This window comes from Bradyrhizobium ingae (genome assembly GCF_055791185.1).
In genome coordinates this window covers 33,901-53,992 of sequence record NZ_JBVUBB010000011.1, presented here as the reverse complement: position 1 = coordinate 53,992, position 20,092 = coordinate 33,901, and the positions used below count along the sequence as shown (strand labels likewise).

The following is a 20,092-nucleotide window of genomic DNA, read 5'->3' as shown; positions in this document are numbered from 1 at the left end:
GGATGTCCATGGGCGGCCGATGCGGCAGACCGTGCCAATCAAGCTTCAGGACAGGCAAGGCCCCCGAACGTCAGCTTGGGAAAATCAGGCAGGTCGTCGTGCCATGCGCGAGCAATCGGCCCGTGGTGTCGGTCACGCGGCCTTCTGCCGTCCCGACACGACGGCCGCAATTCAGGACTCTGCCCTCGGCCCTGATCCGGCCGGTCTCCAGCGTGATGGCTCGGACAAGCGAGATCTTGAACTCCAGCGTCGTGCTGCCAACGCCTCTTTCGAGCATCGACTGGATGGCGAGGCCCATGCAGCTATCGAGGAGCGTCGCGGTGAGACCACCATGCACCGTCCCCCATGGATTGAGGTGTGCGCCTGTCGGATCGAGCGTGATGGTGACGCGACCGCTTTCGGCCTCCGCCACGTCGTAGCCCAAGGTCTGCGCGATCGTGTTCAGGGGAAGCGCGCCGCTGGTGAGGCCCTTGACGAACTCCAGCCCGCTCATTTCCTTTAGTCGCTCGGGACAGACCGTCCCGTAGGTCCTGTCTGTCATGTCTACTGTGAGTCCTCTCGGCAATGGCTGTGCTGACGACATCCAATCGCAAGGTATCAGCGCAAGCCACCCGAAACCTGACTCGCTGGCCGCGCTGGTTTTTTGCTCCGGGTGAGGCCCTCGACCACTCGCGCTTGTGAAGGACGCGTTGAAGCCACGCACATATCCTCATGCTATTGCTGTTGCCCTGCAGCACCACGAGGTCCGCCATGCTCCCCATCCCCGCCGACATCTTCACCGAACCCGAGGACGTCTCCCCGGACGCCCTCGCCAATCTCGGGCCGCTGCGCCGTCTCGCCGGTGTGTGGCAGGCCAACAAGGGCATCGATATCAACCCGAAGGCCGACGGCCCGGAACGGCGAACCTTCATCGAGCATATCCGGATGGACCCGATCGATCCGCAGGCCAACGGGCCGCAGCTGTTCTATGGGCTGCGCTATCACATCCACATCAACACGCCCGAGGAGGACATCACCTTCCACGACCAGGTGGGCTACTGGCTGTGGGAGCCGGCGACCGGGCTGATCATGCAGACGGTGGCGATTCCGCGTGGACAGGTGCTGCTTGCGTCGGGGAAGGCCGGAGCGGATGACAGGAAGATCTCGGTCACGGCGAAGCGCGGCGAGACGGCTTACGGGATCTGCTCGACCGACTTCCTGGAACAAGCCTTCCGCACCGACAGTTATCGATGCGAGATCGCTTTCAACGATGATGGAAGCTGGACCTATCTCATCCAGACCAAGCTCTTTGTCAGAGGAGCGCCGTTCGATCATCACGACACCAACACGCTCAAGCTGGTCGCCCCGCCAAAACTCAATCCCCTTGCGGTGATCCTGAACGATCGGGCGAAGGATCGGGCCAAGGATCGCGCCAAGGGCGGCGGAACGGCGGCCTGACAAAGCGGATACGGAGAATCGCATGAAGCCCTACGTCATCTGCCTGATGGCCTCCAGCGTCGATGGTCGCGTGCATCACAGCCGCTGGCGTCCGAAGGAAGCGGGCGCGGACTGGTTCGAGCGGATCCATGACGAACTCGGCGGCGATGCCTGGCTGATCGGCCGCGTCACCGGCTCGGAGTTCGCCAAGGGCAAGCCGTATCCCACCACAACGAATGCGACGTTTCCGCGCGAAAACTGGTTCGCGCGCCGCGACGCGAAAGCCTACGGCGTCGTGCTCGATGCGCACGGCAAGATCGGCTGGGGCCGCTCGGACATCGGCGGCGATCCGATCGTGGTGGTGCTGACCGAGCGCGTGCCGGACGCACATCTGGCGGGCCTCCGCAGTGAGGGCGTGTCCTACATCTTCGCCGGCAAGTCGGAGATCGATCTTTCGCTCACGCTTCAAATCCTCAATCGCGAGCTCGGCGTGAAGCGGCTGCTTGTGGAGGGCGGCGGCGCCGCCAACGGGGCATTCTTGCGCGCAGGTCTCATCGACGAGTTGAACCTGATCCTCTGTCCGGCCGTGGATGGTGCCCGGGGCGCGCCGATCGTGTTCGATTCGGGCGAGGCCGAGAGCGAGCAGCGCGCGCCTGTCACCGCGATGACGCTCGAGAGCACGAAGCCGCTCGGCGATGGCGTGCTGCTGCTGCGCTATCTCCTTCAGAACGAGCCGAACGCCGCAGGCCGATAAGGCAGGGCATGTCGGACGAGTCAGGGCACATTGTCACCGTCGGCGCTGGCGCGGCCGGCCTGATGGTCGCACGCGAGCTCGCCCGAGCCGGCCGGCGCGTGACGATCCTGGAGGCGCGCGACCGCTGCGGCGGGCGGATCAATCCGCTTGCCGCCGCCGAGTTCGGATATGAAGCCGCCGGCGGCGCCGAGTTCGTCCATGGCGAGGCTCCGGTCACGCGCGCTCTGCTCGCCGAGGCCGGGCTTTCGCTCCAGGTGATTGAAGGGACGCAATGGAGCTTTGGGGGCGGAAAACTCTCGCGCGAGGCGCCTCACGATCCGCACAAGGCCGAGCTTCACCAGGTGGTGAAGGAATTGAAGGACGACCTGACCGTCGCCGACTTCCTGCACCGATATTTTGCGGGGCCGCAATATGAGTCCCTGCGGCAGTCCGTCGAGCGGATGGTCGAAGGTTACGACGCCGCCGATCCCGAGCGCGCCAGCACGCTGGCGCTGCGCGACGAATGGATGGATGGCGGGCGGCATATGCAGGCGCGTCCCGTCGGTGGTTATGGCGCGCTTGTCGATTTTCTCGAGGCGGAGTGTCGTGCGCTTGGCGTTGCCATCCATCTTGGTTCTGTCGTGTCCGAAATCGAGGATGACGCTGGCGGCGTCGTCGTTCACTGCCGCAAGGGCGAGCTGCATCATGGCGATGTTGCTGTCCTTACCGTGCCGCTGCCGCTGCTGAGGGAGATCGTGATGCCAGGCCTCGCGCGCGAGAAGGTGGCGGCCGCAGCAGATATCGGCTTCGGCAACGTCATCAAGATTTTGCTGCGGTTCGAGCGGCGCTGGTGGCTAGACCGGCAGGCTGATCTCGCCGACCTGACCTTTCTGCTCTCGGATGAAAAAATCCCGGTGTGGTGGACGCAGCATTCGGCGGAGCATGCGGTGCTGACCGGCTGGTTCGGCGGCCCGCAGACCACAAGCCTTGCCGGCCTCACCGAACCGGAGCTGATTCAGGCCGGGCTCGATTCGCTTGCCGGCATTTTCGGCCTGTCTTCGGATGGTCTAGCGCGAGGCATTGTCGCCGCCCGCGCCATCAACTGGGCGCATGATCCCTTCGCGCGGGGCGCCTACTCGTGGGCGACACCGCAAACCCGCAAGGCGCAAGGCATTCTTGCAGGCGCGGATGGCTCCGCGGTGCTGTTCTCCGGCGAAGCCCTCTACCGCGGCCGCGACATGGGCACGGTCGAGGCGGCTCTGGCGAGCGGGCGGGAGACGGCTGCCGTCGTCCTGAAGGGGCGTCGCTAGCCCGGTTGGAGCATGCTGACTTTCAAACCTAGGCTGCGCGCACCGATTCCAGGAAATTGCCGACCTCGAGCTTGAGACGGCTGGAGTCGCGGGCCAGGAGCTGGGCGGCCGACAGCACCTGAGAGGAGGCCGAGTCGGTCTGGTTCGCACCGTCGCGCACGTCGGCGATGTTTACGGATACCTGCTCGGTGCCGAGCGCCGCCTGCTGGACGTTGCGGGCGATCTCCTGTGTGGCCGCGCCTTGCTCTTCGACGGCGGCGGCAATCGCCGAGGCGATTTCGGAAAGCTGCGCGATGGTGGCGCTGATCTCCCCGATGGCGCCGACCGATTCTTTCGTCGCCGCCTGGACACCCATGATCTGCTGGTGGATTTCCTCGGTCGCCTTCGCCGTTTGCTGCGCCAGCGCCTTCACTTCCGCCGCGACCACCGCGAAGCCGCGGCCGGCTTCGCCGGCGCGTGCGGCTTCGATGGTCGCGTTCAGCGCCAGGAGATTGGTCTGGCTCGCGATCGAATTGATCAACTCGACGACGTCGCCGATCCGGTTTGCCGCGAGTGACAACTCTCCGACGCGCTTGTTGGTGTTGTGGGCCTGCTGGACCGCTTCGCTCGCCCTGCGCGCCGATTCCTGAACCTGGCGGCTGATCTCGGTTACCGACGAGGTGAGCTCTTCGGTGGCGGTGGCCACCGAGTTCACGTTGACGGAAGCTTCATCGGAGGCTGCCGCGACCGCAGTGGTGAGCTTCTGCGAGCGGTTGGCCGTCGCCGTCAGCGTGCCGGCGGAAGCCTCGAGCTCGGTCGCCGCGGAGGACACCGTGCCGACGATCTCGCCAATGACGGCCTCGAAATCGCGCGTAATGGCGTCGGCCCGGCGGCCGCGCTCGATCTGCGCCTCGGCCTCGCGTGCAGCGGCTTCGTCCGCGAGCTTCTTCGAGATCAGCGCATCCTTGAAGATCTGCAGCGCGTTCGCCATGGTGCCGATCTCGTCCCTGCGATGTCCGTCCGGGATTTCGACGTCGAGCTCGCGGCCGGCAAGCCGCAACGTCGCTCCGGTCAACCGCGCCAGCGGCCGGATTACGTGGCGCATCGCCACGAGCACCACGGCGATCGAGGCGGCCAGCACGACGAAGAGTGCCGCGAGAGCCCAGCTCAGCCGCATCTGCGCCTGCGCGATCGCGGCGTCATTGGCTTTGTGGGCAAAGTCCAGGGCAGCGTCGCGCAGACTCAGCACGCTGTTCAGGGTGCCGGCGATCCAGCTCGGCCACTCGGCTTCACTGGCCGGAGAGGGGCGGCCCTCGCGCGCCGCTGCAGAGACCTCGTGAAACCGCGGTTCGCCCTCAGTCATGAGCTTGGCGCGCACCTGATCGATCGAGCGAACGAGCTCCGGCGGGCTGCCGGCATTGCTGACGCCCTGCTCGATCTGGCGCCAGAGCAGCGCGACCTGGCCGGTCAATTCGGTGACCTCGACATTCTGGGCGACGGACAAGGGTTGATTGCGGACGAAGAGGCCGAGGATCGCCGTGCGCGCGCCGTTGGTCGTGCGCATGGCCTGCGCGCTTTGCGCGAGCTGCGCCGACGGCAACAGATTTTCGATGTCGCTGCCGGTGCGCGACAGATTGATCAGGACTTCTCCTGTCGCGGCGCTGAGGGAGTCGACGGCGCGCGCAAGTCCATCCACGATCGCCGTCTGGCTGTTGGGCGGGCGCTGCGCCTTGGCCATGATGGCCGTCTGGCGTCCAGCACTGCGGGTTTGTTGTAAGGCAAGCTCGGCGGCCTCAATCGACGCGACCGGAAGGTCCGCCGCGCCAACGGCCTTCTTGGCCGCGCTGATGGCGGCATCGGTGCCGGCGACAACCTTGTCCAAGGCCGACAATTTTTCCGACGTGGCGGCCTCGACCGTCGGGCCCGTCACCGCAAACCAGGCGGTACGCTCGGCCGGAATCAGGCTGTTGGCCTTCATCACCAGTTCGAATGCGGTGAGCGCGCGGGCGGCCGCTTCCCGCTTGCGCAGATCACGCCACCCATCCCAGGCGACGGTAACGGCGAAGGCCACGGCGAGGAGGCCCGTAATCAGATTGCCAATCAGGATTTTCCATCGCAGGCTGACGCCGCGCTTCGCGCGATTTGCGGATGAGGGTTCTGACGGTGAAGCAAGCTCTGACATCGGCTGGACCAAACTCATCCGGGCGTTTTTCACGATAGACTCGGCCAGCGGCCGACACTCGCCATGAGTCTACTCAAGTAATTGCAACCAACACGTTAAGTATGCTTACGGCCGGCCCGAACGCGATGCTGCTGATCGCGGCAAGCGCCAGCTCAAACGGCTGCGAGGCAGGGATGGCTGACGGCCCTGATTCTCGCCGTGTCGGCTTGGCCGAATGCCGAATGACTGCTGCCAGAATCTGACACGGCCTGCTGCTAAAGGGAGGGCATCTGTCGGAGGACCTCACATGAAGCACTGGATCGCCGTCGCCTCGGCCCAGCACGTCCGGATCGGTCGTGCGCATGGCTTCATGCAGGTCTGCCACGGCAAGGGCGCGCCGCTGCGTCGGATCACGCCGGGCGATCACGTCGCCTATTACTCACCGACCGAAACGTTTGGCGGCAAGGATCGTCTGCAAGCCTTCACCGCGATCGGCGCGGTCAAGCCGGGCATGCCCTACCAGGCCGACATGGGCGGCGGCTTTCACCCGTTCCGCCGCGATGTCACGTGGAGTGTCGCCGCCGAGGTGCCGATCCGACCATTGCTCGAAAGCCTCGCCTTCACGCGCGACAATCCGAACTGGGGCTACAAGCTGCGTCTCGGCCTGTTCGAGATTTTGGCCGAGGACATGGAGCTGATCCGGCACGTGGCGATGTCAGCCCGGCCGCTGCTGCCGGTCTGATACGTCGAGGCAGACTCCAAACAAAAAAGCCCGCATTGCTGCGGGCTTTTCGTCTCACCAGCGGTGGCTGCCGTAATAGCCGTGCGGCCTGCCGTGATAGCCATGCGGCCGCGGATAATGGCCGTAGCTGCGGTAGTACGGGCGATAGTGCCCATAGGGCCGCCAATGATGATGGCGCGGGCCGTGCCAATGATGATGCCGGCCTTGCGCGCTGATGTCGGTCGATTGGCCTGCCTGCATGTGCGGCTTTGCCGCGGTCTTGCCGGCGGCGTTTGCCGTGGATGAACCTGCGAGCGCAGCAGCAGCAACAGCTATCGCCACAATGAAGCTCTTCATTCCGTCACTCACTCCAATTGATGTATGAGGGAATAATGGAATGATCGCCTGCGCGTTCCGGCGACAAAGTGCCGCCTTGATCAGTGCTTTGCCGGCACAGAATCGCCGCAAAGAATCTCAGGGCATCACGGATGCGGATCCGGAAAGCCGTGCCGCTCGGTGAGCGTGGCCAAGATCTTGTCCTTGTCGGCGATGAATGCGCGCCCCTGATGACTGCCGGTCTGATGCGGCGATGTGACGCCGTCAGCGAGCACAAGCAGCGGTAGCCATTGATTCTCTTCGCCCGCGAGATCGATGACGGCCTGTCGCGGCCGCGGCCACGCGATACGCTCGACGTCGATATTCTTGGCGAGGTCAGGAAACGAGGCCAGCACGCCTTCGATCAGTGCGCAGTGCCAGCAATAGAAAGTTTGGCCCGGAAAGGCCGGATCGACAAAGCCCGGGCGCAACAGAAACAGGCGGTCGCGTGTCATGAGAATCAGGTCATCCTGACGAGTCGGAGGGATACTACGACAAGAAGGTCGGTGATTGATGGAAAATGGCACGCATTCCCTCGCTGTCATCGCCCGGCTTGACCGGGCGATCCAGTGTTCCAGAGGCGGTTCAGGGATACGGATAAGCCGCGGCGTACTGGATGCCCCGGTCAAGCGGGAGCATGACAAGCGACTGCTTGGAGGCATATCGCGCGATGACCTGTTAACGACTGAACATGTTAGCCGCCCTGTGCGACAGATGCACAAGATTCACGTCAAGAGTTCAGTCATGAAGCGCGCTGCCGTCCTTTTCATCGCCTCCTTGTTCATCCTGCATGCGGGCGCCGCGGCCGCGAAGTCGATCACCTGCTCGTACCCGCAAGACCAGGAGTTGACGTTCGAGGTACCGAAGAAGCAGGGCGGTCTGCCGCCGATCGAATTCGACTACCCGTCAAAGGTCACGTTGTTCAGCTTCCGCGACGACAATCTGCTGGTCGTCGCCATGGACGAGTCGGACAAGAGCCGCGTCCGGGTCGTGATCTCGGCGCAGCGCGACAAGGCCAAGGGCGTCTATGCCGGACAGATCGTGACCGACCTCGGCGGCAACCAGCTCATGCTCGACAACGGCCCCGTCACCTGCAAGGTGAAGGGTTGACGGACCCGATGCGTGCACGCGCTGCAGGTATCACCTGCATTTGCGCCTCCCGCGTCGGGCGGGACATGCGAAGAGGTTACTTGCGAAGAGGTTACTTGAACGGATCCTGGATCGACGGCGAGGTTTGCCGGACGCGGCGTACGCTCACCGGCGTGCCGTCGGAGACGAACAGCAGCTCGTACCTGCGGCCTTCGCTGTCGGTCGCGGTGCAGGTGATGTTCGAGACCTGCTTTGCCGCGAAATTACCGGTCTGGCGGCAGATGCCGGTGGATGTCTGCTCGGCCGGCACCGGCAGGCCGTCGACTTTGGGCCGGTCCTTGGAATTGAGCAGCATGCGGTCGATCGGCAGCTCATAGGAATTGTCATCGGCGCGTTTGCCGTTCTCGCCGGAGAACGAGACGACGTGGCTGTCGTCGGTGGGATCGTCGACCGCGACCGCGAAATTGACGCGGCCCTTGTCACCATGGGCGTAGGCCACCGTTTTGCAGGCGAACTCGCGCCCGGCGATCCGCAGGGTTTTGCACTGGCCCGACATCAGCGCCAAAAGGTCGATGAAGGAGTTTCGCGGCTCCGCCTGGTCGTTGACGCGGATTGGGGTGGAAGACCCGGCAAAACAAGGAGTTGCGAGAGCAATCAGGCTCGCGGCCAGAACCGGTCGGAAGCGGCGCATCACGAGGCTCGCATGGCGCATGGCGGAAACGGAAAAGTTCCGTGCATCAACCATCGAACCACCAATTGGTTGCGATCCCGTTTGTTGCGCCAAGCACATGCCAGTCTGGAATACCACCGCGCCACCCGCCGGCGATTCGCAAAAACCGCCTCAACCCCGTCCCGGCGGGCACTTGCCGCCAGGGCCATGTTTTTTTCGTGGCAAAGCTTGTCGCCGCTACCGGCCTCCGCAGTCTTTCCGGAAATCTACGGGGAGGCTTCGCATGGCCAAAATCATCCCAAGCCGCGTCGCCGGCCGCATCGAAGGCGATTGCGACCGACGGCAGCGGCTCGGCGCGGCGTAAGCGCCGTTCCTTGCTCCATATCCCTCACGTTGTCCGTACGCGGCGTCCCTCGATCGGATAGGCGGGGTCGTTGTAGCCCGGAGTCGAGGGATGGCCCGACGTCACCAAGGCGTCGATCAGCGCTTCGTCCTCTGCGGTGAAGCGATAGTCGAGCGCGCGGATGTAGTCGTCCCACTGCTCCTCGGTACGGGGGCCGGCGATGACAGAGCTGACGAAGTCAGAGTTGAGCACCCAGGCGACCGCGAACTGCCCGGCGGTGATGCCCTTCTTCTCCGCGTGCTGCTTGATCTCTTGCGCGAGCCTGAGCGACTCGGGCCGCCATTCCGTCTGCATCATGCGGGTGTCGTTGCGGCCCGCGCGGGTCTCCTTGTCGGGTGGCGCGTCGGGACGGTATTTGCCTGTCAGCACGCCGCGTGCCAGCGGGCTATAGGGGACGATGCCGAGGCCGTAATAGCCGCAGGCCGGGAAGTGCTCGACCTCCGGCATACGGTTCATCGCATTGTAATAGGGCTGGCTCACCACCGGCCGGTCGATGCCGAGCCGGTCGCAGATGTTGCAGATCTCGGCGAGGCGCCAGGCGCGATAGTTCGAGACACCGAAATAGCGCACCTTGCCCGCGCGGATCAGGTCGCCGATAGCGCGCACGGTTTCCTCGAGCGGCGTCGCATGGTCTTCCTTGTGCAGGTAGTAGATGTCGATGAAATCGGTGCCCAGGCGCTTCAGGCTTTCATCCGCTGCCTGCAACACCCAGCGGCGCGACAGCCCGCCGCGGTTGGGGTCATCGCCCATGGGATTGGCAAGCTTTGTGGCGAGCACCCAGGCGTGACGGTTGTTGGCGATTGCGCGGCCGACCACCTCTTCCGACCCGCCCTTGGAATACGCATCCGCCGTGTCGATGAAGTTGATGCCGGCCTCGCGTGCCTTCGCGATGATCTTCGCGGAGTCCGCTTCATTGGTGGGGCCGCCGAACATCATCGTGCCCAGACAGATCGGAGAAACTTTCAGGCCACTTCGGCCGAGCTGGCGGTATTGCATGAGGCGGTCCTTGCTGCTTCTTGTGGCATCAGCATAGCCGCCCGGCTTCTTCATTGCGAGCGCAGCAAAGCAATCCAGCAATGCCGCCGCGGTAAGACTCTGGATTGCTTCGCTGCGCTCGCAATGACGAGATGTTGGAGTGCAGCCGCCTTCTCTCAGTCATCGCCCGCGAAGGCGGGCGATCCAGTATTCCAGAGACAGCGACGTGATACGGAGAAGCCGCGGCGTACTGGATTCCCCGCTTTCGCGGGAAATGACAGTGGAGTACGTGGGCCTACTCCGGCCCCTTCAAGATCTTGAACACTCCATTCGCCATCACGATGCAGCGCTCATCGACGGTGACTTCGGTGCTCATGAAAATCAGGCTGCGGGTCGAGCGCACCACGCGCGGGCGCGAGATCAGGATGTCGCCAATTTTTCCGGCTTCAACGAAATGCGTGTCGAGCTGCAGCGTCGCCATATACTGCTTGCCGGTGACGTAGCGCGCGGTCATGCCGCAGGTGCGGTCGGCGAAGGTCATGGTCACGCCGCCCTGCACCATGCCGCGGCGGTTGTGATGCTTGTCCTGCGTGATCAGCGCGTATTCATATTGGCCGTCGACCTGGCGCTCCCACAGGGGACCGATCAGGTGCATGAAACCGGTGGTTTCGACAACGGTCCAGCCGTCATGCTTGAGCCTTGCGGCGACCTTGTCGATCATGTCTAGGTCCGTCTGTGCAAGCAGAACATCTGCGCCTCGTTTCATCAAGCGCGCTCCTGGTGTAGTCAAGCATCATGAGGCCATTCGACGATGCCACACGGCGGAATATCGCCAGCGCGTGCGCGGCGTTCGCCCGCCTGCCCGACGATGGCGATCCCCGGGCGCTGAAGCGCGCCGCGGTTGCTATTGCGCTCGCGGCGGCAGGCGAGGAGCGCGACACGGCGCTGCTGCTCACCTTGCGCGCATCGAACCTGCGGACGCATCGCGGGCAATGGGCCTTGCCCGGCGGGCGCTGCGATGCGGGCGAAACGCCGGTCGAGGCGGCGCTGCGCGAGCTTGAGGAGGAGCTCGGATTGAGGCTCGCCGCGGACGCTGTGCTCGGCCTTCTGGACGACTACCCGACCCGCTCCGGCTATCTGATCACGCCCGTCGTGGTCTGGGCCGTCCCCAGCGCGCCGATCGTCCCGAACCCGGACGAAGTCGCCTCGGTGCATCCCATCGCGCTTGACACGATCGAGCGCGAGGACGCCTTCGACTTCGTTGCGATCCCCGAAAGCACGCGGCGCGTGATCCGCTTCCATCACGAAGCCAGCTTGATCCACGCCCCGACCGCCGCACTGATCTATCAGTTCCGCGAAGTGCTGGCGGGGCGCGCAACCCGCGTTGCCGAACTGGAACAGCCGGTGTTCGCCTGGAAATGACCTTAGAAGTAAACGGCAATTTAACCTGACAGTCATGCGGTGCTTGCTACAAGGGCACCATGCATCACCAATCGATTCGGCGCGCCCTGACGCTTGCACCGTTCGCGCTCGCCTTGCTCGCATCGCCTGCGCCTGCGCGCGATTCCTCCGTACTGCCGCCGGCCGTCAGCAACGCGATGGCGCAGGCTTCGCCCGATGCCATCCTCGAATATCGCCGACGCCTCCAGGAGTACCAGGAGGCGCGCGCCGCCTTCGACGCGGAGGCCGGTGCTTATTGGGGCGCGATCTCCGAGAAGCGCCGCACCCGCAACGCCAAGCGGCGCGGCGGGCAGCAGGTCACGCTCGACGATTACGTGCTGGAGCAGCCGCCGCTCTATACCGGGCCGAAGCGGCCGGTGAATCCGGAGCCCACCGAGGAGCCTGAGCGACGCCCGCGCAAGCCGATCCCGGTCGTCGCCGATCTCTTGCGCGCGGCGCAGGATCTCTATCAGTTCACGCCGCAGCGGCCCGCGACCGAGATCGAGTTCAAGCGCGCCTACGCCCGCTATGCGCTCGCCTTCGGACTGACACGCGAGCAGGCGGTGCGGGTCTATTCCTTCGAGACCGGCGGCACCGGCAATCACGATGTGCAGGCGGGAATCGAACATGGCGGCAAGCGCGCGATCTCGACCGCGATCGGCTACAACCAGCTCTTGACCACCAACAGCGTCGAGCTGCTCGCCGAGCAGGGCCATGAGTTGATCCGCGCGCTCTCCGAGAAGACCGCGCAGAGCTCAGGCCCGGCACGCAAGGTGCTGGAGCACAAGCTCGCCGTGTTGAAGAAGATGGTCGCGCAGGCGAAGTCGGTGCCAGACACCTGGTCGGAGCATGAGAAGATCGGCGACACCGCGCAGGGTTGGGCGATGCACGCGATGGTGCTCGACATCGACGTCGGGCCGATGCTGCAGACCCACAAGCTGCTGACCTCGGTCCTGTTCGCGCGCGCCAAGGGCTACACCCGCCCGCTCACCGCGGCCGAGCTCGAGATGATGAATCTCACCGGCGACGGCACCGGCCTCGACATGGTGACGATGCCGCAAGCCATGCGCGAGCAGGTGCCGACATCGAACTTCTTCCAGCGCAGCGGCTACGAGCGCAACCCGGTCGCAATCCGCCACAACACGGTGGCGAAGCTGCTGGCGGTGACGGATGCGCGGATGGACAGCAACAGCAACAATGCCGGGGCAAGGGAGATGGCGGGGGCGTTTTAGGGATACGCCGTCGTCCCGGGCTCGCGCTTGGCCCGCCCCTGGACGACATCGAGTTTGGGTCTACTGATCCGGGCCGAACTTGAACCGCCCGTCGCCCTCGAGGTACTGGCCGGTGCGCATGTAGAGCTGGCCGTTCTGGCCGATGAAGAACAGCGTGCCCCGCGGCACTTTCTTGGCGCCCTTCAGGAGGTCGCCGGCATTGCTGGTGCCCATCTTGTAGGAGAAGGTCTTGCCTTCCTTGTCATAGGCATAGCCCATGTCGGGCTTCAGCTCCCACGGCGTTGCGGCGCTCTGCGCGACAGCCGGTGCGGCGAGCGCCAAGACGGCCGCGCCAAGCATCGCCGCGGCCATCAAGGCCTTCGTTGGAAATCCGCTCATTCTCATCCTCCCCATAACCATTGGCTGTCCTTTTCGAACAAATCACGAACAGTCGTTTTGCCGGTCAGTGCACGCCTCGATCGTAAGGCACCACGTCAGCGGGTCGTTGTGCCCAATCACATCCTGACCAGCAGTTTGTGATTTTCCCCTCGTCCCCTCGCGACTATGTTCCGCTTTCCGTCTAGAACGCAATTCGACAAAGAGATTGGGTAGGGATGATTCGTATGAACCATGTCATAAAAACTTGCTTGTCGGCCGCGTTGCTGGTGACGCTCGCATCCGTCGCCCATGCCGATGACTACCAGCTCAGCCACAACCAGCGGATTTCCTGCAGCCGCGGCCTTGCCCCGGGAAAGCTGAATACCGCGACCTGCAAGTCCTACACCTATCTCTTCAACACCAAGACATCGGAATATTTCCGTTGCCAGGTCTCGCTGGCGCTGACCCGCGACAACAAGGAAGTGATCAACGTGCAGACCGACGGCGGCTGCACCAAGAAGCCGCGCATCTTCGAGACCGACGGCCGTTACGATTTCGATGCGACCGAGACCGAGCCGCCGAATACCAACTCGTTCTTCGGCCCCGGCGGCTATTCGGTGTGGGCCGCCGACGTGACCGCGCAGAAGGTGCGCGGCTGCATCACCATCTCCTCCGGTCTCGGCTCCGACATCTCCAAGTGCCTCGACATGACGTTCCAGTGAGGAGACGCTCCCTTCCCCGCTTGCGGGGGAGGGTTGGGGAGAGGGTGTCTTCGCAATGGGATAATCTCCAAGTGCGGAAAGCCCTCACCCGGCGCTTCGCCATAGCCGAGGCATCGCCTCGGCGTTCCTTAAGAGGACGGCCGCCGATGGCGGCCTATGCCTCTCCCGCAAGCGGAAGAGGTTGCGCCGAGCCCCGTGGCGCGTGTGATTGATCCTCACGCAAGCTCGCTCACATCTACTGCGCCATGTCGCCGCACCCTCCTGGTCTCCCTTAAATTTCCGTCGAAACGGCTGTTTCGCGCAGCCCTGTTTTGTCTTTTGGATGGGTTGACCCGCTCCCCTCATCCGGCCAATTTCGCCGCCGGTTTGGGGAGATAGAAATCATGAAATTGAAGTTGATCGGCGCGGCCTCGGCTCTTGCTCTGGCGGCGTCGGTGTCTGTGTCAGTCTCTTGTGCGCAGGCGCAATCGTTCATCAACGTGCTGACCGGCGGCACCTCCGGCGTCTACTATCCGCTCGGGGTCGCGATCGGAAAAATCTACGGCGACAAGATTCCGAACGTGAAGACGCAGGTGCAGGCCACCAAGGCGTCGGTCGAGAATCTCATCCTCCTGCAGCAGGGCCGCGGCGAACTGGCGTTCACGCTCGGCGATTCCCTCAAAGCTGCGTGGGACGGTGAGGAGGAGGCGGGCTTCAAGAACAAGCTCGACAAGCTCCGCACCATCGGCGCGATCTATCCGAACTACATCCAGATCGTCGCGACCGCCGAGAGCGGCATCAAGACCCTCGCCGACCTCAAGGGCAAGAGCCTTTCGGTCGGCGCGCCGAAATCCGGCACCGAGCTCAACTCCCGCGCGATCCTGGCCGCCGCCGGCATGAGCTACAAGGATCTGGGCAAGGTGGAATACCTGCCGTTTGCCGAATCCGTCGACCTCATGAAGAACCGCCAGCTCAACGCGACGCTGCAGTCGGCCGGCCTTGGCGTTGCCTCGTTGAAGGACCTCTCGACCTCGAGCCCGATCACTGTGGTTGCCGTGCCGAAGGAGACCGTCGAGAAGATCGGCCCGCCCTTCATCTCGGCTGTCATTCCCGCGAACACCTATACCGGGCAGGACAAGGACGTGCCCACGGCGGCGGTGGTGAACTATCTCGTGACGAGCTCGGCAGTCTCGGATGATCTCGCCTATCAGATGACCAAGCTGATCTACGAGTCGCTGCCCGAGCTTGCGAACGCGCATGTCGCCGGCAAGGAGATCAAGCTCGAGACGGCCGCCACCGGCAGCCCGGTTCCGCTGCACCCCGGCGCGATCCGCTATTACAAGGAAAAGGGGCTGATCAAGTAGCACGCTCGTCATGGCCGGGCTCGACCCGGCCATCCATCCTAAAGTGTCGTTTTTCGATGGATGCCCGGGGCGAGCCCGGGCATGACGTATTCAGGACGCAGCGCGAATGCTGTAAGAACGCCCCATCAGGGCGTGGGGAAACGGGCATGTTGCAGGCGGAGGGCGCACAGGCGCCCATCAAGGTCGAATTCGACAATTTCGAGCATGGCTTTCCGGAAGGGTTCGGACCGGGCTGGTGGGGGCATCTCGCCTACTGGATCGGCATCGCGTTTGCGGCCTTCCAGCTCTACGTCGCCGCCTTCAACTATCTGCCGAGCCAGGTGGTGCGCGGCGTCCATGTCGGCTTCCTCCTGCTGCTCACCTTCGGCCTGATCGGCAACTTCACCGCCAGAGGCGATGTGGGCCGGGCGATCGGCTGGCTGATCGGCGGCGCCGGCTTCCTCTGCGGTCTCTATCAATGGATCTTCTATGCCGATCTGATCGCGCGCGACGGCGATCCGACGCGGGTCGATCTCGCCGTCGGCACGCTGCTCGCGGTGCTGATCTTCGAGGGCACGCGGCGGCTGATGGGCGCGGCGCTGCCGCTGATGTGCGGCGCGTGTTTGCTGTATTGGTTCTTCGGCCAGTACCTGCCGTCGCCGCTCAACCATCGCGGCTATGATTTCGACCAGATCGTCACGCATCTGTCCTTCGGCACTGAAGGCTTCTACGGCGTGCCGATCTACGTTTCGGCGACCTACATCTTCCTGTTCATCCTGTTCGGCTCGTTCCTGGAGCGCGCCGGCATGATCCAGCTCTTCACCGACGTCTCGCTCGGCCTGTTCGGCCGCACCCGCGGCGGCCCCGCCAAGGTCGCGGTGTTCGCCTCGGGGATGATGGGCACGATCTCGGGCTCGGGCGTCGCCAACGTCGTGACCGTCGGCCAGTTCACGATTCCCCTGATGATCAGGTTCGGCTATCGCCGCGCCTTCGCCGCCGGCGTCGAGGCCACCGCATCGATGGGCGGGCAGATCATGCCGCCGGTGATGGGCGCGGTCGCCTTCATCATGGCGGAGACGCTCGGCGTGCAATACTCCGAGATCGTGAAAGCGGCCGCGATTCCTGCGGTGCTCTATTTCGCTTCCGCGTTCTGGATGGTGCATCTGGAAGCCGGCAAGCACGGCCTCACCGGCATGAAGCGCGCAGAGATCCCGAGCGCCTGGAAGGCGCTGGTGACGCGCTGGTATCTCGTGCTGCCGCTCGCAGCGCTCGTCTACATGCTGTTCGAAGGCTTTACCCCGCTCTATGCCGGCAGCATGGGTCTCGCACTGACGGTGACGCTGATCCTTGGGGCCAGCATCACGGCGGGGGCATCGGTCATGGCGGTCCGATACATCTTCTGGATCGGACTCGCGCTCGTCGTTGCCGCGCTATCACGCGACGGCCTCCAGATCGTGCCCGTTTCATGTGTCGTCGCCGGGCTGGTCGTGATCACCGCCTTCGTCCGCGGCGGGCTCGCCGCCTTGCGCGCCTGTCGCGACGCGCTGGCTGAGAGCGCGAAATCCGCCATCACCGTCGGCATGGCCTGCGCCATCGTCGGTGTCATCATCGGCATGATGTCGCAGACCGGCGTCGGCACCATCTTCGGCGGCTGGGTGATCGGGCTCGGCGAAAAGAGCCTGTTTCTGGCACTGATCATGACGATGCTGCTGTCGATCCTGCTCGGCACCGGCATTCCCACGATCCCGACCTACATCATCACCGCTGCGCTCGCCGCGCCCGCGCTGGCAAAACTCGGCGTGCCCCTGATCGCGAGTCACATGTTCGCGTTCTATTACGGCATCATGGCCGATCTCTCGCCGCCGGTTGCGCTCGCCGCGCTCGCCGCGGCGCCGATCGCGAAGGAGAATCCGGACAAGATCGGCTGGGAGGCGATGCGCATCGCGCTCGCGGGCTACGTCATTCCCTTCATCTTCGTCTATTCGCCGGCCCTGATGCTCCAGGCGGGCGACCCCATGGCCGCAAAGCTCGGCTTCTACGGCGCAGTCGTGCTCGCGACCTTCAAGGCGCTGGTGGCGATTGCGCTGTTCGGCATGGTCGCGATCGGCTTCCTGTTCACCCGGCTCGGCTTGCTCGAACGTGCGGTCGCGCTCGGCGCCGCGCTCTGTCTGCTCGGCGATTTTGCCTTCAGTGATACGGCGGGCTTCGTGCTGACCGCAGCGATCGTGCTCTGGCAGTGGCGGCAGCGCCCGCCGGCTGCGATCGAGGCGGTGTGAGCCTCTGCCTCGCATCCGCGGCAGGCGTGAAGGCGCTGGCGCTCGCGGCCTTCACGCTCGCGTGGACGCACTCGATCGAGAGGATCGACTGGCAGGAAGACTGGCGCGTCACGCCTGCGGGCCTCGAGCTCGTGCAGGCGCGCGTCAAAGGCTCCGGCGCCGGCATGGAGCCGCCGCCCGAGGCAAGGCTTGTGGACGGCTGGTTTCAGTGGCAGCCGAAGCGTCCGCCGATGCGCGAGGTCGTGCTCGGCAATTCCGGCGCGGCGGGGGAGTGGCGGCTGTGCCACGATGGTAAGTGCCGGACGTTGTCCGAGATCATCGGTCATCCGATCGGTGCTAATGTCACCACGATGAAAGTCTGCAACGATCCGTAGCTGGATGTCGCTTCGCTCATCCGGGCTACAAAGAACAATAAGGGAGAAACGCGATGGATCGGCTCAAGGGCAAGGTTGCGATGGTGGTGGGCGCCGGCTCGATCGGGCCGGGCTGGGGCAACGGCAAGGCGACCGCGGTGACCTTTGGGCGCGAGGGGGCATCGGTGTTTTGCGTCGACCGCAACGGCACCGCGGCCGAGGAGACCGCGAAGATCATCACAAGCGAGGGCGGCAAGGCGTCCGCCTTCACCGCTGACGTTGCGCGCGCCAGCGACATCGAGCTGATGGTTGCGGCGTGCCTCAAGGCCTGTGGCCGTATCGACGTGCTCGACAACAATGTCGGCATCGCCGAGATGGGCAGCGTGGTCGAGGTGACTGAAGAGAGCTGGGACCGCGTCTTCACCGTCAACCTCAAGAGCGCCTATCTTGCCATGAAGCAGGTGATCCCGGTGATGGCAAAGCAGGGCGGCGGCTCGATCATCAACATCTCCTCGATCGCCTCGATCCGCCACATGGGCCTGTCCTACGTCACCTATGGCACCTCGAAGGCCGCGATGAACATGATGACGCGGACCACGGCGGTGGAGTTCGCGCGCCACCACGTCCGCGTCAACGCGATCCTGCCCGGCCTGATGAAGACGCCGATGGTCGAGCATTCCGCGGGCCTCGCCGCCAGCTACGCCAAGGGCGATGTCGAGGCGATGTGGCGGGCCCGCGACGCCCAGGTGCCGATGGGTCACATGGGCGATGCCTGGGACGTCGCCAACGCCGCGCTGTTCCTGGCCTCCGACGAGTCGAAATACGTGACCGGCATCGAGCTCATCGTCGACGGCGGCATCACCTGCAAGTCGGGGGCGTAGCGGTCGCTCCACCCTCCGCCGTCGTCCCGGACAAGCACAGCGAAGCGGAGCGCAGATCCGGGACGACGACTGAATTTGTGTCGCGCGCATCATCCCCCCGCGCTCAGCTCCGCACGATCCAGCTCCTCCTCGAGCTTGTGAAACGCATCGTCGCCGATTACCTCGGTGGCGCGCAGGTCGAAGATGGTCTTGCGGGCCGCGTCGATGGCGCGGCGACGCAGGGGATCGGCGGGCAGCTCGCCGTTGGCGACGCCGCCATTGGGATCATTCTCGGCCTGCATCAGCAGCGCGCGATATTCCAGCCGCAGGATCTCCGCCTCTTCCGACGGATCCGCATCGATCTCGTTGAGCGCAGCCTGATAGGCGAGCGCGCGGCCGCGCGCGACCTCGCCGGAGACGGGATCATCGTCTTTGAGGTCGAAGGCCAGGATCAGTGGCCGCAGGGTCAGGCCCTGAATCACCAGAGATCCCAGCACGACGGCGAACGCGATGAACAGGATGAAATCGCGATAGGGGAAATGCTCCGGCAGCGCAAAGGCGGTGGCGAGCGTTACGAGGCCGCGCATGCCGCACCAGGACACAATGATGCCCCCCTTGGGCGAGGTCACCGCGTTCGGGTCGGTCGGGCAATAGATGCCGTACGCGACGAGTGTGCGCAGGATCGTGCGATAGGTCATCACCCAGGCGAGCCGCACCAGGATCACCGTGAGCAGGATCCATGCCGCCGCCACGCAATACTCCCAGCGCACGTCTACTGCGAGGCGCGACCAGATCGGCTGCACCTGCAACCCGATCAGGATGAAGGCAAGTACGTTCAGGACGAACACCATGGTCTCCCACACCGCGTAGGACGGTACCCGCAGCCGCGCCGGCATGCGTGAGGACGCCGTGCGCGCGATCGTCATGGCGTAGACGACGATGGTCAGAATGCCGGAGAGGCCGAGATGCTCGGCGCCGATCCAGATCATGAAGGTCGTGGCGAACTGAACGATGATCGCGCTGGGCGCTTCCGTGATCCGCGTGATGAACAGCGGCATGATGCGCGCGGCCAGATAGCCGGCGACGATGCTGCCGCCGAGCGCAAGCGCGACGGTCGGCGCGATCTCGCTCCATTTCAGGTGCTCCATCACGACCGCGCCGACCGCGATGCGATAGACCAGCAGCGCGCTCGCATCATTCAGCAGGCTTTCGCCCTCGAGGACCTTGACCATGCGATAGGGCAGGCGGACCTGGCGCAGGATGGCGACCGCAGCGGCCGCATCGGGCGGCGCGACGATCGCACCGAGCGCGACCGCAGCGGCCCAGGGCATATCGGGGACCAGCCGATGCGCCACCAGCGCGACACCGGCCGTCGTCAAGCCGACCGCGGCGACCACGAGCGTCGCGACCGGAACCCAATTGTTGCGGAGATCGCGCAGCGAGGTGTCGTAGGCGGCATCCAGCAGCACCGGTGCGACAAAAAGCGCCAAGGCGAGATCGGGCTGGAGCGTCCAGGACGGACTCGCGGGCACGAAGGCGAGCAGCGCACCGCCGATAGCGAGAAAGGTCGGGTAGGGGACCTTGATCCGCCGCGCCAGCGCCGATAAGGCAACGGCGCCGAGCAGAAGTGCGATGATCCATTCGAAGGTCGACACGAGATATCCTTAAAGACCGTCAGCGGCACGATGCGATAGGCTA

Annotated in this window: 21 protein-coding genes; 12 read left to right on the top strand and 9 right to left on the bottom strand. The window is 64.5% G+C overall.

What is annotated here, in order from left to right:
- Positions 1–70 precede the first annotated feature (70 nt).
- On the bottom strand, positions 71–541 hold the full coding sequence (locus ACV1FX_RS18065; RefSeq protein ID WP_473118892.1) for a PaaI family thioesterase: 471 nt from the start codon (positions 539–541) through the stop codon (positions 71–73).
- 209 nt (positions 542–750) lie between these two features.
- Between ACV1FX_RS18065 and ACV1FX_RS18060 the strand changes: the two genes are divergently transcribed.
- The 3 genes from ACV1FX_RS18060 to ACV1FX_RS18050 are packed head-to-tail and all read left to right on the top strand — an operon-like array spanning position 751 to position 3,459.
- Positions 751–1,437, top strand: coding sequence for an FABP family protein (locus ACV1FX_RS18060; protein WP_473118891.1), 687 nt, complete (start codon positions 751–753; stop codon positions 1,435–1,437).
- Positions 1,438–1,459: 22 nt separating this feature from the next.
- Positions 1,460–2,170 (top strand): dihydrofolate reductase family protein, encoded by a 711-nt coding sequence (locus tag ACV1FX_RS18055; RefSeq protein ID WP_473118890.1) that lies wholly within the window; start codon positions 1,460–1,462, stop codon positions 2,168–2,170.
- Positions 2,171–2,178: 8 nt separating this feature from the next.
- Entirely contained in the window at positions 2,179–3,459 is a 1,281-nt protein-coding gene (locus ACV1FX_RS18050; RefSeq protein ID WP_473118889.1) for a flavin monoamine oxidase family protein, read from the top strand.
- A 28-nt stretch (positions 3,460–3,487) separates the two neighbouring features.
- Here ACV1FX_RS18050 and ACV1FX_RS18045 read toward each other — a convergent pair whose 3' ends face one another.
- Positions 3,488–5,620, bottom strand: a complete 2,133-nt coding sequence (locus ACV1FX_RS18045; RefSeq protein ID WP_473118888.1) for a methyl-accepting chemotaxis protein — start codon at positions 5,618–5,620, stop codon at positions 3,488–3,490.
- 286 nt (positions 5,621–5,906) lie between these two features.
- On the opposite strand from ACV1FX_RS18045, the gene ACV1FX_RS18040 reads away from it, so the two are divergent.
- The gene (locus ACV1FX_RS18040) at positions 5,907–6,341 is read left to right on the top strand and encodes an EVE domain-containing protein (protein WP_473118887.1); all 435 of its coding nucleotides are present in this window, start codon (positions 5,907–5,909) and stop codon (positions 6,339–6,341) included.
- A gap of 54 nt (positions 6,342–6,395) precedes the next feature.
- On the opposite strand, the gene ACV1FX_RS18035 is transcribed toward ACV1FX_RS18040, so the two are convergent.
- Together ACV1FX_RS18035 and ACV1FX_RS18030 are read right to left on the bottom strand one after the other, a co-directional pair.
- Entirely contained in the window at positions 6,396–6,677 is a 282-nt protein-coding gene (locus ACV1FX_RS18035) for a hypothetical protein (protein WP_473118886.1), read from the bottom strand.
- A gap of 125 nt (positions 6,678–6,802) precedes the next feature.
- Positions 6,803–7,150 (bottom strand): DUF3088 domain-containing protein, encoded by a 348-nt coding sequence (locus ACV1FX_RS18030; protein ID WP_473119059.1) that lies wholly within the window; start codon positions 7,148–7,150, stop codon positions 6,803–6,805.
- Positions 7,151–7,439: 289 nt separating this feature from the next.
- Between ACV1FX_RS18030 and ACV1FX_RS18025 the strand changes: the two genes are divergently transcribed.
- Complete coding sequence (locus ACV1FX_RS18025; protein WP_473118885.1) at positions 7,440–7,805, top strand: hypothetical protein; 366 nt, start codon at positions 7,440–7,442, stop codon at positions 7,803–7,805.
- 91 nt (positions 7,806–7,896) lie between these two features.
- Here ACV1FX_RS18025 and ACV1FX_RS18020 read toward each other — a convergent pair whose 3' ends face one another.
- From ACV1FX_RS18020 to ACV1FX_RS18010, 3 genes are all read right to left on the bottom strand, one after another.
- Positions 7,897–8,475, bottom strand: a complete 579-nt coding sequence (locus ACV1FX_RS18020) for a hypothetical protein (RefSeq protein WP_473119058.1) — start codon at positions 8,473–8,475, stop codon at positions 7,897–7,899.
- Positions 8,476–8,842: 367 nt separating this feature from the next.
- Positions 8,843–9,853: an aldo/keto reductase gene (locus ACV1FX_RS18015; protein ID WP_473118884.1), complete on the bottom strand. Its 1,011-nt coding sequence runs from the start codon at positions 9,851–9,853 to the stop codon at positions 8,843–8,845.
- Between the two features lie 274 nt (positions 9,854–10,127).
- Complete coding sequence (locus ACV1FX_RS18010) at positions 10,128–10,553, bottom strand: PaaI family thioesterase (RefSeq protein ID WP_473119057.1); 426 nt, start codon at positions 10,551–10,553, stop codon at positions 10,128–10,130.
- Between the two features lie 71 nt (positions 10,554–10,624).
- Between ACV1FX_RS18010 and ACV1FX_RS18005 the strand changes: the two genes are divergently transcribed.
- Together ACV1FX_RS18005 and ACV1FX_RS18000 are read left to right on the top strand one after the other, a co-directional pair.
- Complete coding sequence (locus ACV1FX_RS18005; RefSeq protein ID WP_473119056.1) at positions 10,625–11,254, top strand: NUDIX hydrolase; 630 nt, start codon at positions 10,625–10,627, stop codon at positions 11,252–11,254.
- A gap of 59 nt (positions 11,255–11,313) precedes the next feature.
- Positions 11,314–12,504, top strand: coding sequence for a hypothetical protein (locus ACV1FX_RS18000; RefSeq protein ID WP_473118883.1), 1,191 nt, complete (start codon positions 11,314–11,316; stop codon positions 12,502–12,504).
- Positions 12,505–12,564: 60 nt separating this feature from the next.
- On the opposite strand, the gene ACV1FX_RS17995 is transcribed toward ACV1FX_RS18000, so the two are convergent.
- A complete protein-coding gene (locus ACV1FX_RS17995) occupies positions 12,565–12,882 on the bottom strand; it encodes a hypothetical protein (RefSeq protein ID WP_473118882.1) in 318 nt (105 codons plus the stop codon).
- 224 nt (positions 12,883–13,106) lie between these two features.
- On the opposite strand from ACV1FX_RS17995, the gene ACV1FX_RS17990 reads away from it, so the two are divergent.
- The 5 genes from ACV1FX_RS17990 to ACV1FX_RS17970 all read left to right on the top strand — a co-directional run bounded on the left by ACV1FX_RS17990 (position 13,107) and on the right by ACV1FX_RS17970 (position 18,415).
- Positions 13,107–13,583: a hypothetical protein gene (locus tag ACV1FX_RS17990; protein ID WP_473118881.1), complete on the top strand. Its 477-nt coding sequence runs from the start codon at positions 13,107–13,109 to the stop codon at positions 13,581–13,583.
- A 383-nt stretch (positions 13,584–13,966) separates the two neighbouring features.
- Positions 13,967–14,926, top strand: a complete 960-nt coding sequence (locus ACV1FX_RS17985) for a TAXI family TRAP transporter solute-binding subunit (RefSeq protein WP_473118880.1) — start codon at positions 13,967–13,969, stop codon at positions 14,924–14,926.
- Between the two features lie 146 nt (positions 14,927–15,072).
- On the top strand, positions 15,073–17,181 hold the full coding sequence (locus ACV1FX_RS17980; RefSeq protein WP_473118879.1) for a TRAP transporter permease: 2,109 nt from the start codon (positions 15,073–15,075) through the stop codon (positions 17,179–17,181).
- Entirely contained in the window at positions 17,178–17,555 is a 378-nt protein-coding gene (locus tag ACV1FX_RS17975) for a DUF1850 domain-containing protein (RefSeq protein ID WP_473118878.1), read from the top strand. Before ACV1FX_RS17980 ends, ACV1FX_RS17975 begins: the two co-directional genes overlap by 4 nt.
- Positions 17,556–17,608: 53 nt before the next feature.
- Positions 17,609–18,415, top strand: coding sequence for an SDR family NAD(P)-dependent oxidoreductase (locus tag ACV1FX_RS17970; RefSeq protein ID WP_473118877.1), 807 nt, complete (start codon positions 17,609–17,611; stop codon positions 18,413–18,415).
- Positions 18,416–18,504: 89 nt separating this feature from the next.
- On the opposite strand, the gene ACV1FX_RS17965 is transcribed toward ACV1FX_RS17970, so the two are convergent.
- Positions 18,505–20,049, bottom strand: coding sequence for a cation:proton antiporter (locus ACV1FX_RS17965; protein ID WP_473118876.1), 1,545 nt, complete (start codon positions 20,047–20,049; stop codon positions 18,505–18,507).
- Positions 20,050–20,092 lie beyond the last annotated feature (43 nt).